The organism is Arthrobacter sp. BF1 (genome assembly GCF_056680215.1).
Window position 1 is genome coordinate 2,682,972 of record NZ_CM155271.1, and the last position, 12,427, is coordinate 2,695,398.

12 protein-coding genes and 1 tRNA gene are annotated in these 12,427 nt (G+C 65.6%); 7 read left to right on the plus strand and 6 right to left on the minus strand.

Annotation, left to right across the window (positions count from 1 at the left end; genetic code table 11):
- The first annotated feature begins 22 nt into the window (after positions 1-22).
- Positions 23-95 (plus strand) — tRNA-Arg (locus AC1MCD_RS12580).
- 154 nt (positions 96-249) lie between these two features.
- Here AC1MCD_RS12580 and AC1MCD_RS12585 read toward each other — a convergent pair.
- Positions 250-519 carry an SHOCT domain-containing protein gene (locus AC1MCD_RS12585; RefSeq protein ID WP_498672399.1) on the minus strand — a complete coding sequence of 90 codons (270 nt, stop codon included), beginning with the start codon at positions 517-519 and terminating at the stop codon, positions 250-252.
- Between the two features lie 192 nt (positions 520-711).
- Here AC1MCD_RS12585 and AC1MCD_RS12590 point away from each other — a divergent pair, with 192 nt between their 5' ends.
- Both AC1MCD_RS12590 and AC1MCD_RS12595 read left to right on the plus strand, forming a co-directional pair.
- Positions 712-1,800: a M4 family metallopeptidase gene (locus tag AC1MCD_RS12590; protein ID WP_498678324.1), complete on the plus strand. Its 1,089-nt coding sequence runs from the start codon at positions 712-714 to the stop codon at positions 1,798-1,800.
- Between the two features lie 62 nt (positions 1,801-1,862).
- Positions 1,863-2,162, plus strand: a complete 300-nt coding sequence (locus AC1MCD_RS12595; protein WP_498672401.1) for a protealysin inhibitor emfourin — start codon at positions 1,863-1,865, stop codon at positions 2,160-2,162.
- Here AC1MCD_RS12595 and AC1MCD_RS12600 read toward each other — a convergent pair.
- The gene (locus tag AC1MCD_RS12600; protein WP_498672403.1) at positions 2,159-3,127 is read right to left on the minus strand and encodes a GlxA family transcriptional regulator; all 969 of its coding nucleotides are present in this window, start codon (positions 3,125-3,127) and stop codon (positions 2,159-2,161) included. The two genes, AC1MCD_RS12595 and AC1MCD_RS12600, sit on opposite strands and share 4 nt — an antisense overlap.
- An 82-nt stretch (positions 3,128-3,209) precedes the next feature.
- Between AC1MCD_RS12600 and AC1MCD_RS12605 the strand changes: the two genes are divergently transcribed.
- Both AC1MCD_RS12605 and hrpA read left to right on the plus strand, forming a co-directional pair.
- Positions 3,210-3,377 carry a hypothetical protein gene (locus AC1MCD_RS12605; RefSeq protein WP_498672405.1) on the plus strand — a complete coding sequence of 56 codons (168 nt, stop codon included), beginning with the start codon at positions 3,210-3,212 and terminating at the stop codon, positions 3,375-3,377.
- A 144-nt stretch (positions 3,378-3,521) separates the two neighbouring features.
- Entirely contained in the window at positions 3,522-7,469 is a 3,948-nt protein-coding gene (gene hrpA / locus AC1MCD_RS12610; protein ID WP_498672407.1) for an ATP-dependent RNA helicase HrpA, read from the plus strand.
- Here hrpA and AC1MCD_RS12615 read toward each other — a convergent pair.
- The 3 genes from AC1MCD_RS12615 to AC1MCD_RS12625 all read right to left on the minus strand — a co-directional run bounded on the left by AC1MCD_RS12615 (position 7,466) and on the right by AC1MCD_RS12625 (position 9,964).
- Positions 7,466-7,894: an HIT family protein gene (locus AC1MCD_RS12615; RefSeq protein ID WP_498672410.1), complete on the minus strand. Its 429-nt coding sequence runs from the start codon at positions 7,892-7,894 to the stop codon at positions 7,466-7,468. The genes hrpA and AC1MCD_RS12615 overlap by 4 nt on opposite strands.
- On the minus strand, positions 7,891-9,048 hold the full coding sequence (locus AC1MCD_RS12620; RefSeq protein ID WP_498672413.1) for an NAD(P)-dependent alcohol dehydrogenase: 1,158 nt from the start codon (positions 9,046-9,048) through the stop codon (positions 7,891-7,893). The genes AC1MCD_RS12615 and AC1MCD_RS12620 overlap by 4 nt, the downstream gene beginning before the upstream one ends.
- Positions 9,049-9,109: 61 nt before the next feature.
- Complete coding sequence (locus AC1MCD_RS12625) at positions 9,110-9,964, minus strand: sulfurtransferase (RefSeq protein WP_498672416.1); 855 nt, start codon at positions 9,962-9,964, stop codon at positions 9,110-9,112.
- 107 nt (positions 9,965-10,071) lie between these two features.
- Here AC1MCD_RS12625 and AC1MCD_RS12630 point away from each other — a divergent pair, with 107 nt between their 5' ends.
- The gene (locus AC1MCD_RS12630; protein WP_498672418.1) at positions 10,072-11,148 is read left to right on the plus strand and encodes a PLP-dependent cysteine synthase family protein; all 1,077 of its coding nucleotides are present in this window, start codon (positions 10,072-10,074) and stop codon (positions 11,146-11,148) included.
- Positions 11,149-11,152: 4 nt separating this feature from the next.
- On the opposite strand, the gene AC1MCD_RS12635 is transcribed toward AC1MCD_RS12630, so the two are convergent.
- Positions 11,153-11,809, minus strand: coding sequence for an MBL fold metallo-hydrolase (locus AC1MCD_RS12635; protein ID WP_498672420.1), 657 nt, complete (start codon positions 11,807-11,809; stop codon positions 11,153-11,155).
- 106 nt (positions 11,810-11,915) lie between these two features.
- On the opposite strand from AC1MCD_RS12635, the gene AC1MCD_RS12640 reads away from it, so the two are divergent.
- Entirely contained in the window at positions 11,916-12,422 is a 507-nt protein-coding gene (locus AC1MCD_RS12640) for a Fur family transcriptional regulator (protein ID WP_498678325.1), read from the plus strand.
- The last annotated feature ends 5 nt before the right edge of the window (positions 12,423-12,427 follow it).

The following is a 12,427-nucleotide window of genomic DNA, read 5'->3' on the forward strand; positions in this document are numbered from 1 at the left end:
GCATCGGCGGGATCCCTGAATTGCCCTCGTAGCTCAGGGGATAGAGCGTCTGCCTCCGGAGCAGAAGGTCGTAGGTTCGAATCCTATCGAGGGCACAGCGAAAAACCCCGTCACTTCAACGAAGCGGCGGGGTTTTTCCATGCCGGAAACGTCGCCCTTAACGTCCGATGACGCCCATCATGCCGAGGTCTTCGTGGTCCGGGACATGGCCTCCCAGCAGCAGCGCCTGGCGCCGGCTGGTGGATTGCACTACGGACCTTCGCCGAGCACTTTGAGGTGTTCGCGGTACTGATCCGCTGTGATCTCTCCCGCTGCGAAGCGTTCATCGAGGATCTGCCGCGCACGGCTCCTTCCCATGGGCGGCGCGCCGGACCACGGACCGCCCTGCGGAGCGTTTCCGCCGCGGATGCCGCCGGCAAACATGCGGACCGCAAGCAGTACGAGAAGCCCGATCCCTATCAGCGTCATGAGTCCCCACAACCACATCCAGCCCATGCCCTGTCCGTAACCCCACATCATGATCGACGCCTTCCGCCTCCTGCTGTTGTTCCTTCGATCCTCCGCGCCGGGCTGGCCAGTCGATAGGGTCAAAGGCCTCTGAGTGGCGGTGATGCCGAGGCGGCGGATATCGCCCATCCCCGATTGAGTGCGCCTCCCTCGGATTGTCAGCGCCCCCTCGTAGTCTGAATTCACCGATCGAGGGGGTTCATCATTCAGTCGACAGACCAGCATTCGCCAGCCCGGGATCATTCAAAGGGCCGTTGCTTCATCATCCCGCCCTACATATTGCGGCGGCTGGCGCGCCAGGATGCGCCGCAATTTTCCGCTGCCGCGCGGGCGGCCAAGGAAGCACTCAGCCACGTTCGGTCGTTCCAATCCGCCCGGACAGCGCCAAGGCCAGCCGGTCCGCCGGGCCTGCGCGACGTTCAGCCCGGCCCGCCCATCCGGAGCGTTTACGATGCTGCCGGCTCCGAGACCTTGCCCGGAAAGTTGGTGCGCAAGGAAGGTGACCCGGAATCCGGAGATGTGGCCGCGGATGAGGCCTACGACGGCCTGGGTCACACCCACCGTCTGTTCGCGGACATCTTCGGCCGCAACTCGATTGACGGCGCCGGCCTCCCCCTTGATGCGACCGTGCACTTCGGAAAGCTCTACGACAATGCGTTCTGGGATGGCCGGCAGATGGTTTTCGGTGACGGCGATGGCCAAGTATTCGAACGGTTTACACGTTCGCTGAGCGTTATCGGCCACGAACTCACCCACGGAGTCACTCAGTTCTCCGCCGGGCTGGCCTACCGGAACCAGGCCGGTGCCCTCAACGAGTCCATGTCAGACGTCTTCGGCGCCCTCGTTGAGCAGTACGTGAAGAAGCAGTCCGTCACCACGGCGAGTTGGCTCATCGGCGAGGGACTATTCACGCCACAGGTCCAGGGTTCAGCCCTGCGGTCCATGAAGGCGCCGGGCACTGCGTACGACGACGACGTGCTGGGTAAGGACCCCCAGCCCGACTCGATGGACTCCTATGTGCGAACCAGCGCCGACAACGGCGGCGTCCACATCAACTCCGGCATCCCCAACCGGGCCTTTTATCTCACCGCGGAATCCCTGGGAGGCAATGCCTGGGAGGCTCCGGGCCGGATCTGGTACGAGACCCTCACCGGCGGTTCCCTGCCAGCCACCGCCACCTTCAGCGTTTTTGCGCGTGCGACGGCGGCGGCCGCGGTGGAGCTGTTCGGATCCGGTTCAACCGAGCATGACGCCGTCCGCAAGGCGTGGGAAACTGTAAAGGTCAAGCTCTAAAGCCAATGCATGGATGCCGGCCAGCCGGCAGCCAGGCTGCAGGAAAGCCCAGGAACCGCGCGATGAAAATAAGTGTGGAGCGCACCGGCGGGGTTGCCGCGCTGACACGGGTGTGGACGGTCACGGCGGACACCGAACGCGCCAAGGACCAGTGGCAGCCGATCGTCGAGGCATGCCCCTGGGACGCGGTACCCAAGACCGTCCGGGCAGCAGCAGCCGCAGCGGAGGGCAGCCAGCCGGACAGATTCATCTACGCCATCCGGGCAGGGCAGCGGCGCGCGGCCCTGCCGGAGCAGAGTGTCACCGGACCGTGGAGAGTGCTCGTCGACAGCACACGGGCCGCGTCAGAGGACGCCGGCTAAACCGCAGCCTCCAGTTGGCCGCGGAAGGCCCGTCGATAAGACTGAGGGCTCGTGTCAAGCACTTTGGCAAAGTGGTGCCGTAGCAGGACCGGATGACCGAAGCCTGATTCGCGGGCCACCTCGTCGATGTTCAGGTCTGTGGATTCCAAAAGCTCCTGGGCCCGCAGGACACGTTGGGAGTTCAGCCAGGCAGCAGGCGTTGCCCCCGTTTCGGACCGGAACCGGCGGGCAAAGGTCCTGGCAGACATGTGTACGCGGTTGGCCAGATCACCGACGCTGTGCTCCTGGTCCAGGTTCTGCACCATCCAGCGAAGCAACTCCTCCATGGGCGCCGACCCGCAGGCTGGCATGGGCCTGTCGATGAACTGCGCCTGGCCGCCGTCGCGATGCGGCGGTACCACCATGTCGCGGGCAATCGCCGCGGCAACATTCGCGCCCAGCTCCACCCGCACCAGGTGCAGGCAGGCGTCAATCCCCGCAGCGGTGCCGGCGCTGGTAATCAGGTTGCCGTCCTGCACGTAGAGCACATTCTCATCAACATGCACTTCCGGGTACCGGCTTGCGAGTTCATGGGAGTTGCGCCAATGAGTGGTGCACCGGCGGCCGTCCAGAAGGCCCGCCCGGGCCAAGGCGAACGCCCCGGAACAGATTGACATCACCCAGGCGCCGCGGGCAGCCGCGGCACGCAGAGCCTCCATCACCGCCTCAGGGACGTCCTCTTCGCGGCCGTAAGGGGTCATGACCACCAGGTCCGCATCGGCTGCCGCCTCCAAGCCAAGGCTCACGTTCATGGAGAGACCCGACGTCATGCTGACGTTTCCAGGCACGGGTGTGCACACGCGGAAGTCAAAGTCCGGAACACCGCCGCCGCGGCCAGACCTGTCAATGCCAAAGACCTCACTCGCCGTGCCGAACTCGAAGATCGAAAAGTTGGGGACGACGATCACTGCCACCGATTTCAGCATGTCTCAATTATGGCAGAAATCTTCTCTTTTTGGGCATTTCTGCCACTGTCGATGCACCCGCCAGGGGAGAATCATAAATGGCATGGAAATCTTCGGAATAGTCATGGTGGTCCTCCTCCTCATCGCTCTCGCAGCGGCGGTCTCGGCCCTTTTGCGCGACGGCCGCGGCCAAACCCCTCCCGTCACCTCCGACCAGGCATGGTCCTCGCTGGACCTGCCCAGCACCAACTACACGCTGCGTATCTTCTGAACGGTAGAAACTACCGAACGGCATCAACTAGCTGACAAGGACCCGGCTCCGAAGAACCGGATCCTTTACTACGCGCTCTGAGGACTGCGGGCCGAGGGCCAGGCGCCGGAATCAAGCCCAGCCCCCAGTAGACTGGCACCAGCCATGACATTTCATATCTCCTACCCTGCCGAGCTGCCCGTCTCCGAGCGCCGCGAGGACCTGATGGCTGCCATTGCAGCGAACCAGGTGACCATCATCGCCGGCGAGACCGGCTCCGGCAAGACCACCCAGATCCCCAAAATGTGCCTCGAACTGGGCCTGGGCGATAACGGCCTGATCGGCCACACCCAGCCGCGGCGGCTTGCAGCCCGCACGGTCGCCGAACGTATCGCCGAGGAACTCGGGGTGGAGATCGGCCAGGAAGTCGGGTTCCAGGTGCGGTTCACCGGCGAAGTCAGCCGCGCCACCAAGGTCAAGCTGATGACCGACGGCATCCTGCTGGCCGAGATCCAGCGCGACAAGCTGCTGCGCAAATACAACGCCATCATCATTGACGAAGCACACGAGCGCAGCTTGAACATCGACTTCATCCTGGGCTACCTCAAGCGCATCCTGCCGCAGCGCCCGGACCTGAAGATCATCATCACCTCGGCCACCATCGATCCGGAACGGTTCGCCAAACACTTCGGCTCCGACGAAGAGCCCTCCCCCATCATCGAGGTTTCCGGGCGCACGTTCCCGGTGGAGATCCGGTACCGGCCTCTGTCACAGCCCGCCGGCGGCGCGCGCGCCGCCGATGACGATGAAGACAACTCGTCCGATGACGAACTCGAGGAGGACCGCGATCCCCTGGACGCCGTCTGCGACGCCGTGGACGAACTGGCTGACGAAGCGCCCGGTGACATTTTGGTCTTCTTCTCCGGCGAGCGCGAAATCCGGGACGCCGCTGACGCACTGCAGGCGAGGATCCAGTCCAACCGCCGTCTGGCCGGGACGGAAATCCTGCCGCTTTTCGCCCGGCTCAGCCTGCAGGAACAGCACAAGGTGTTCCACCCGGGCAGCAAGCGCCGCATTGTGCTGGCCACCAACGTTGCCGAAACGTCCCTGACGGTTCCGGGCATCAAATACGTCATCGATACCGGCACCGCGCGCATCTCGCGCTACTCGCACCGCACCAAGGTCCAGCGGCTGCCCATTGAACGCGTGTCACAGGCTTCGGCCAACCAGAGGTCGGGCCGGTGCGGCCGCGTGTCGGACGGCATCGCCATCCGGTTGTACTCGGAAGAGGACTTCGAGTCCCGGCCGCTCTTTACGGACCCGGAGATCCTGCGCACCAACCTGGCCGCCGTCATCCTGCAGATGACCGCCATGGGTGTGGCCCGCGGGCCCAAGGACGTGGAGAATTTCCCGTTTGTGGAGCCGCCGGACTCCCGGGCAATCAACGACGGCGTCACACTCCTGCGCGAGCTCGGTGCCTTGAGTGCCGTCCGACCAGGCGACGCGAAAAGCGGCGGGCTGACCGCCGTCGGGCAGCAGCTTGCCCAACTGCCGGTCGATCCCCGGCTGGGCCGGATGATTGTGGAGGCGGGCAAGCGCGGCTGTGTCCGCGAGGTGATGATCCTGGCCGCGGCCCTGACCATCCAGGACCCGCGGGAGCGCCCGACCGACAAGCAGCAGCTCGCCGCGGAGAAGCACGCCCGTTTCCGCGACGAGAACTCGGACTTCACCGGTTTCCTGAACCTGTGGAACTACATCCAGGAGAAGCAGCAGGAGCTCTCCTCCACCCAGTTCCGCCGGCTGTGCCGCAACGAGTTCATCAACTACCTGCGGGTCCGCGAATGGCAGGACCTGTTCGCGCAGCTCCGGCAGCTGGCACGTCCCCTGGGCATCAGCCTGGACAACAAGCGCCTGGCTGATCCCGTGGGCAACAACGAGGGCATCCACATCAGCCTGCTCTCCGGGCTGCTGAGCCACATCGGCATTCTCGATGACCGCAAGCGCGAGTACGCAGGCGCCCGCGGCAGCCGGTTCGCGATCTTCCCCGGGTCTGCGCTGTTCAAGAAGTCCCCCACGTTCGTGATGGCGGCCGAACTCGTGGAGACGAGCCGGCTGTGGGCCAGGGTGGCCGCCAAATTCGATCCTGTCTGGGCTGAACAGGTGGCGCCGGACCTCGTAAAGCGCAGCTACAGCGAGCCGCACTGGTCCACCAAAATGGGCGCAGTCATGGCGTATGAGAAGGTCACACTCTATGGCGTGCCCATCATTCCGCAGCGCCGGGTCAACTACAGCCGCGTGGATCCGGTACTGGCACGGGAGCTGTTTATCCGCCACGCCCTGGTAGAAGGCGACTGGAAAACCCACCACAAATTTTTCCACCGCAACCGCGCCCTCCTCCTCGAAGTGGAAGAGCTCGAGGCGAGGATGCGCCGCCGCGACCTCATGGTGGACGACGAAACCCTGTTCGAGTTCTACGACGCCAGGATCGGCCCCGATGTGGTGTCCGAGAGGCACTTCGACAAATGGTGGAAGGACGCCCGGCAGAAGAACCCGGACCTCCTGGACTACGACAAGTCGCTGCTGCTCAATGATGAAGCCGATAACCTCGACGAGGCCGCCTACCCCAAAACGCTCCTGCACAAGGGCTTCGAGCTTCCTTTGACCTATGAGTTCCACCCTGTGGCCCCGGGCTCACTGCCCAACCCGTCCGACGGCGTCACGGCCGAAGTGCCGGTGCTTTTCCTCAATCAGCTGGACGACAAGGCGTTCCGCTGGCTGATCCCAGGCCAGCGTGTGGAATTGGTGACTGCCCTGATCAAATCCCTCCCCAAGCAGATCCGCAAGAACTTTGTCCCGGCCCCGGACGTGGCCCGCCAGGCCGTGGCCGCGCTCCAGGCGGACTTTGACCCGTCGAGCGATGAGCTGGAAGCCTCGCTGGAACTGGCCCTGCGCCGGATCCGCGGCCAGGTCATCCCGCCGGGATCATGGAACTGGGATGCCGTTCCCTCCCATTTGCGGGTGAGCTTCAAAGTGGTGGACAGCAAGGGCAAGGTGCTGGACGAGGGCAAAGACCTCGCCGCCCTCCAGGAGCGCCTGGCGCCCGCAACGCGCCGCGCCATCGCCGAATCCCTGGGGGCAACTCCCGGCACCACCGCGCCCCGGTCATCGGGAAAGTCCAGCTCCGGCAAAGCGGGCGGGACGGCACCCATGGCCGGAGCCGGAAATGGCCACGGCGCGGGCTTCCGGGAACAGACCGGACTGACCGAGTGGAGCTTCGGCACCGTTCAGCGCCAGGTGAGCAACACGGTCAACGGCCACACCGTCACCGGCTATCCTGCGCTCGTGGATGAAGGAACGTCTGTTGCGCTGCGCGTGTTCCAGACGTCCTCGGAACAGCTGGCGGCCATGCGCGGCGGCGTTATCCGGCTCCTGGCACTGCGCGTTCCGGCCCCGGACCGCTACGTGCTGGAGCACCTCAACAACACCGAAAAACTCACGTTCAGCCAGAACCCGCACGGTTCCGTCTCGGCACTGATCGCCGACTGTGCGCTGGCCGCCGTGGACAAGCTGACCCCGGCAGAAGTCCCGTGGGACCGGCAGTCCTTTGACGCCCTCTACGAGCAGGTCCGCGCGGAACTGATCGACACGGTGTTCAGCGTGACGGCCGTGGTAGAGCGCATCCTGGTCAGCACCCGCAGGATCGAAAAGCAGCTCAAGGGAACCACCAGCCTGGCGTTGATCAGTGCGCTCAACGACGTCAAAAGCCAGCTCGAACAGCTGGTGTTCCCCGGCTTCGTGGCCCGCACCGGCTTCGCCCAGCTGAGCCAGCTCCCCCGGTACCTGGCCGCCATCGAAAAACGCCTCGAACGCCTGCCCGGCAACGTCCAGCGCGACGCCCTGAACATGGCCGCCGTCCAGCGGCTCGAGGACGACTACGACGACGCCGTGTCAGCACTGCTGCCCGGCCGGCGGATCGGCTCCGAGCTGACCCAGGTGCGCTGGATGATCGAAGAGCTCCGGGTGAGCCTCTTCGCCGTCGAACTCGGAACCGCCTACTCCGTCTCCGAAAAGCGCATCCGGGCCGTCCTCAACAAGGCACTCGCGCCGGTTTAGCTTTCCGGCACAAACTCCGTGTAGCCCGCGGTCCGGAGCCCTGCACGCAGCTTCTCCGCATTCGCGTCAAGCACTGCAGGGTCCGGGTTGTGGTCCACCGAGGCAAAGTCGAAGTCGGCCATGCTCCGGGACGGCCACACATGGACGTGGAGGTGGTTGATCTCGTATCCGGCCACGATCAGGCCGGCCCGCTCGGCGGGGAAAATGTCCAGCTGGACGGCGCCGATCCGCCGGGCCACTTCCATCACCTTCGCGAGGGTTTCCGGTGAAGCATCAGTCCAGCGATCCACCTCCTCCGTGGGTACCACCAGGGTGTGTCCGTCGGCCAGCGGACCCGTGGTCAGGAACGCCGCGACGTCCGCTTCGCGCCACACGAAACGTCCCGGGATCTCGCCGTTGATGATCTTGGTGAACAGGGTGCTCATGCGTCTGCCTCCTCGGCCGGGGCCTGCAGGGTGCTGGTGTCCAGCACAAAACGGTATTTGACGTCGCCCGCCACCATTCGGCGGTAGGCCTCATTCAGCTGGTCCGCGGACACCATTTCGATGTCCGCCACCACATTGTGTTCTGCGCAGAAGTCCAGCATCTCCTGCGTTTCGGCAATGCCGCCGATCATCGAGCCGGAGTATGCCAGCCGACGCCGCATCAGCGACCTGGGGTTGACCGGCGGCATCGCATCAGCGGGCAGCCCCAGCTGGAACAGCGCACCGTCCACCCGGAGGGTACGGAAATACGGGTTCAGGTCGTGCGGCGCGGCCACAGTGTCGATGATGAGGTCGATGCTGCGGTCGGCAGCGGTCATGGCGTCCTCGTCCCGGGACAGGATGACCTCGTCAGCGCCGAGTTCCAAGGCTGCCGGCACCTTGGCTTCGGACGTGGTGAAGACCAAGACCCGCGCCCCCATGGCCTTGGCGAGCTTCACGGCCATGTGACCGAGCCCGCCGAGGCCCACCACGCCCACCACATCGCCTTCCTCGACGTCGAAATGACGCAACGGGGAAAAGGTGGTGACTCCGGCGCAGAGCAAAGGAGCGACGGCGGCCGGGTCAAGGTTCGCGGGCACACGCACCACATAGCGGCGGTCCACCACCACGGAGGACGAATAACCGCCCTGGGTGACCGCATCGCCGTTCCGGGAATCCTTGGCCCCGTAGGTTCCGGTCATGCCGTTTTCGCAGTACTGCTCCAGGCCGTCCAGGCAGCTGTCGCATGCGCGGCAGGAGTCAACCATGCACCCCACACCCACGCGGTCGCCCGGGGCGAAATCCTCCACTTCTGCGCCCACACGGCTGACGGTTCCCACGATTTCGTGGCCCGGCACTAACGGATAATTCTGGGCACCCCATTCACCGCGGGTGGCGTGCACATCCGAATGGCACAGGCCGCAGAATTCGATGGCTATCTCCACGTCGTCCGCCTTCGGCGCGCGCCGGGCCAGCGTCAGCGGCACCAAACCGCTGTCCGCGGAGACGGCGCCGTACGCGGCTGCCATCAGGCCGGCGCCGGAATCGGAAACAGGAGCATCGGTGGGCAACACGGGGCGGGCAAGCGGCGGCGGTACGGGGCGTCCTGGGGTCATACCTGCGACGCTACCCCCGCAGGCCCGGGCTTTTCCACTTGGCGCGCACCACGCCGGCCCGTCATGTTCCTGGGGGTGTGCCCGGAGCGTTTCCGGTGGCCACAGGAAGGTCGGGGTTGTTGGACCATTCAGAGAAGGAGCCGGGATACAGCGCGGCACGGAATCCTGCGATTTCCAGGGCCGCCACCTCGTGGGCGGCAGTCACGCCGGAACCGCAATATACGGCCACCGGAACGTCGTCCCGAACGCCCAGATCCTCGAACCGTCGCCTCAGCTCCGCCGCCGGCAGAAAACGCCCGGACCCGTCCAGGTTCTCCGTGGTCGGGGCGGACAGGGCGCCTGGGATGTGCCCTGCGCGCGGATCGACGGGTTCTAACTCGCCGCTGTACCTCTCACTGGCCCGGGCATCCAGCAGGATGCCGGTGCCGGCCCAGCCCGCGGCTGCAGCCAGGTCAATGGCCGGCATGCCCACCCCGTTGAAGGAAACATCGCCCGGTACGGCGTCAACGGGGCCGGATTCCAGCGGGAGCCCGGCGCTCCGCCAGCCGGCCAGGCCGCCGTCGAGCAGGTGGACGTCCGGGAAACCCGCGCTGCGCAGCATCCACCAGGCGCGGGCCGCTGCCATGTTGCCGCTGTTGTCGTACGCCACCACAACGTCGCCCGTGCTGATTCCCCAGCGCCTGGCGGTGGCCTGGAATTCCGAGGGCGGCGGTAAGGGATGCCGTCCGCGCGCCGGAGCTGCAGGCGCCGCAAGTTCCGCGGCAAGGTCCACAAAAACGGCGCCGGGGAGGTGCCCCTCAAGGTAATGGTCCCGGCCATGCGGGTCCCCTAGAGCCCACCGGACGTCGAGCAGAACCGTGCGCCGGCCCGAGGCCAGCAAGGCCTGCATGCCCGGTACGTCCATCAGTGGGCCCATGGTGCTCCTTGGCTGTTGTGCTCGGTTCACTTGCTGCTCCAACTCTAGCCGCGGCGAGGCGCCGGGCCGGAAGGGCCAGACGGATCGCCGCGGCTAGAGTTGGTGCGGTGAAGAACGCACGCGCGGACCGGGCATGGGCTGATGAGGCCATCAGGAAGATCAACGCCGAAAGCAACCGGTCCGCCGATACCCACCTGTACTCCGTGCCGCTCCCCCGGCACTGGGGCGTCCAGCTCTACCTCAAGGACGAATCCACGCACCGTTCGGGGAGCCTCAAGCACCGGCTGGCCCGCTCGCTGTTCCTCTTCGGCCTGGTCAATGGCTGGATCCGCGAAGGTACCACCATCGTGGAGGCATCAAGCGGCAGCACCGCGGTCTCGGAGGCCTACTTCGCGCAGCTCCTGGGTTTGCCGTTCGTCGCAGTCATGACCCGCACCACCAGCCCGGAGAAGATTGGACTGATCGAACAGTTCGGCGGATCGTGCCTGCTGGTTGAGCATGCCTCCGACGTTTACGCGGCGGCGGCGGAAGCAGCTGCCACGTCCAACGGCCACTACATGGACCAGTTCACTTACGCGGAGCGGGCCACGGACTGGCGTGGCAACAACAACATCGCGGAGTCCATCTTTGGGCAGCTGGCCCTGGAGGAACACCCCATCCCCCGCTGGGTTGTGGTGGGTGCGGGGACGGGCGGCACAAGTGCGACCATCGGGCGCTACTTGCGGTACCGCGGCCACGACACCCGTCTTGCGGTGGTGGACCCTGAGAATTCAGCGTTTTATCCCGGCTGGCTGAACGGTACGGGTGTAGTCACCGGACTGCCGTCCCGCATCGAGGGCATCGGCCGCCCGCGGATGGAGCCCAGCTTTGTGCCCGCCGTCATCGACCACATGGTCCAGGTTCCCGATGCCGCCTCCATCGCAGCCATGCGGCACCTGCACACCCTCGCCGGCCTGCACGCCGGTCCCTCCACCGGCACCAACCTGTGGGGTGTCTGGCAGTTGGTGGCAGGCATGATCGCGGAAGGAGAGCGCGGCAGCATCGTGTCGTTGATGTGCGACGGCGGCGACCGCTATGCGGGCAACTACTACAACCCGGAGTGGCTCTCAGCCCAGGGCCTGGACCCCGGGCCGCACGAAGACGTCATCCGCCGGTTTTTCGAGACCGGCAGCTGGAACGCGTAGCCGATCAGACCTCCACCGATTCCCGCGGGGAGAGGTGCGTGAACGTAGTGCCGTATTTCCCGCCCAGGCGGGCAACGTGCCCTTCCACCATTTTCAGGCCCGTCTCGTTCAACAGCCCGTCGTGGATCTGGAAGGCACGCGGCGCCCGGACGCCGATCACGAAGTCCACCACCTCCCCCACTTTGTTCCACGGAGCGTGGATGGGAACCAGGAGGCTCTGGACGCTGAGGCCGTCCGGGATGATGAACGAGTCCCCCGGGTGGTAGACGTTCCCATCCACCAGATAGCCGATGTTTGCCACCATGGGAATCTGCGGATGGATCAGCGCGTGCTGGCCGCCGAAGCTGCGAACGCTGAAACCGGCGGCGTCAAACGTGGAGCCTGGTTCAACCGCGTGGATCCGGTCAGCTGCCTGCGGAGCTTCCTCCCGCAGGGTGGCAGCCACGCCGGCCGGAGCGAACACGGCCAGGCTGGCCTCCGTTCCGAGCGCCCGGGTCATGGCTGGGACGTCCACGTGATCAGGGTGCTCGTGGGTGATGAGCACGGCATGCGCTCCCTCCAGGGCTTCGGCTGTCTCGGAAAATGTTCCCGGATCGAGCACCAGGACCTTTCCATCCTTTTCGAGCCGGACACAGGCATGGGTGTATTTTGTCAGCTTCATAGCGCCAGCCTAGGTTCCGGCTCCGGGACTTCCAAGGGCCCGGCCGCGCGGCGCCGGCTGGTAATCTTGATGATTGCCATCGTCCCTTAGGGAAGCGAGTATCTCCATGCCGTTCGGCACCAAAGCTGACGCGACGCCGTCGAACGTTTCCTCCGGCGCTGGTTCCACCGCCGTTACCGGGGCCGGATCCGGTCCCGGCGCCGGCAAGGAGCAGCGCGTCACCAAGCAGCGCGTGGCAGTCAGCACGGCCTTGGACGAACTGGACGACTTCGTCAGCACGCAGGAGCTCTACCGCATCCTGCAGAACAAAGGCGTCTCGGTATCCCTGGCCACGGCCTACCGGATCCTGCAGTCCCTCGCCGACGACGGCCTGGTGGACGTGCTGCGCAACGGCGACGGGGAGGCCGTCTACCGCCGCTGCGCCGAGACCGGGCACCATCACCACCTGCTCTGCCGCAACTGCGGCAAGGCCGTGGAGGTCGAGGCCCCGGCGGTGGAAACCTGGGCTGCCAGGACCGCCGCCGAACACGGCTATACCGAGGTGGCGCACACCGTGGAAATCTTCGGGCTCTGCCCGGACTGCACTGCACTCAGGGCCGCGGGCAAACTCTGACGGTT

What these genes read in the sequence shown, in the direction of transcription:
- AC1MCD_RS12585 (WP_498672399.1), bottom strand. Translation starts at nt 519, where the DNA reads ATGATGTGGGGTTACGGACAGGGCATGGGCTGGATGTGGTTGTGGGGA.
- AC1MCD_RS12595 (WP_498672401.1), top strand. Translation starts at nt 1,863, where the DNA reads ATGAAAATAAGTGTGGAGCGCACCGGCGGGGTTGCCGCGCTGACACGG.
- AC1MCD_RS12600 (WP_498672403.1), bottom strand. Translation starts at nt 3,127, where the DNA reads ATGCTGAAATCGGTGGCAGTGATCGTCGTCCCCAACTTTTCGATCTTC.
- AC1MCD_RS12605 (WP_498672405.1), top strand. Translation starts at nt 3,210, where the DNA reads ATGGAAATCTTCGGAATAGTCATGGTGGTCCTCCTCCTCATCGCTCTC.
- hrpA (WP_498672407.1), top strand. Translation starts at nt 3,522, where the DNA reads ATGACATTTCATATCTCCTACCCTGCCGAGCTGCCCGTCTCCGAGCGC.
- AC1MCD_RS12615 (WP_498672410.1), bottom strand. Translation starts at nt 7,894, where the DNA reads ATGAGCACCCTGTTCACCAAGATCATCAACGGCGAGATCCCGGGACGT.
- AC1MCD_RS12620 (WP_498672413.1), bottom strand. Translation starts at nt 9,048, where the DNA reads ATGACCCCAGGACGCCCCGTACCGCCGCCGCTTGCCCGCCCCGTGTTG.
- AC1MCD_RS12625 (WP_498672416.1), bottom strand. Translation starts at nt 9,964, where the DNA reads ATGGGCCCACTGATGGACGTACCGGGCATGCAGGCCTTGCTGGCCTCG.
- AC1MCD_RS12635 (WP_498672420.1), bottom strand. Translation starts at nt 11,809, where the DNA reads ATGAAGCTGACAAAATACACCCATGCCTGTGTCCGGCTCGAAAAGGAT.
- AC1MCD_RS12640 (WP_498678325.1), top strand. Translation starts at nt 11,916, where the DNA reads ATGCCGTTCGGCACCAAAGCTGACGCGACGCCGTCGAACGTTTCCTCC.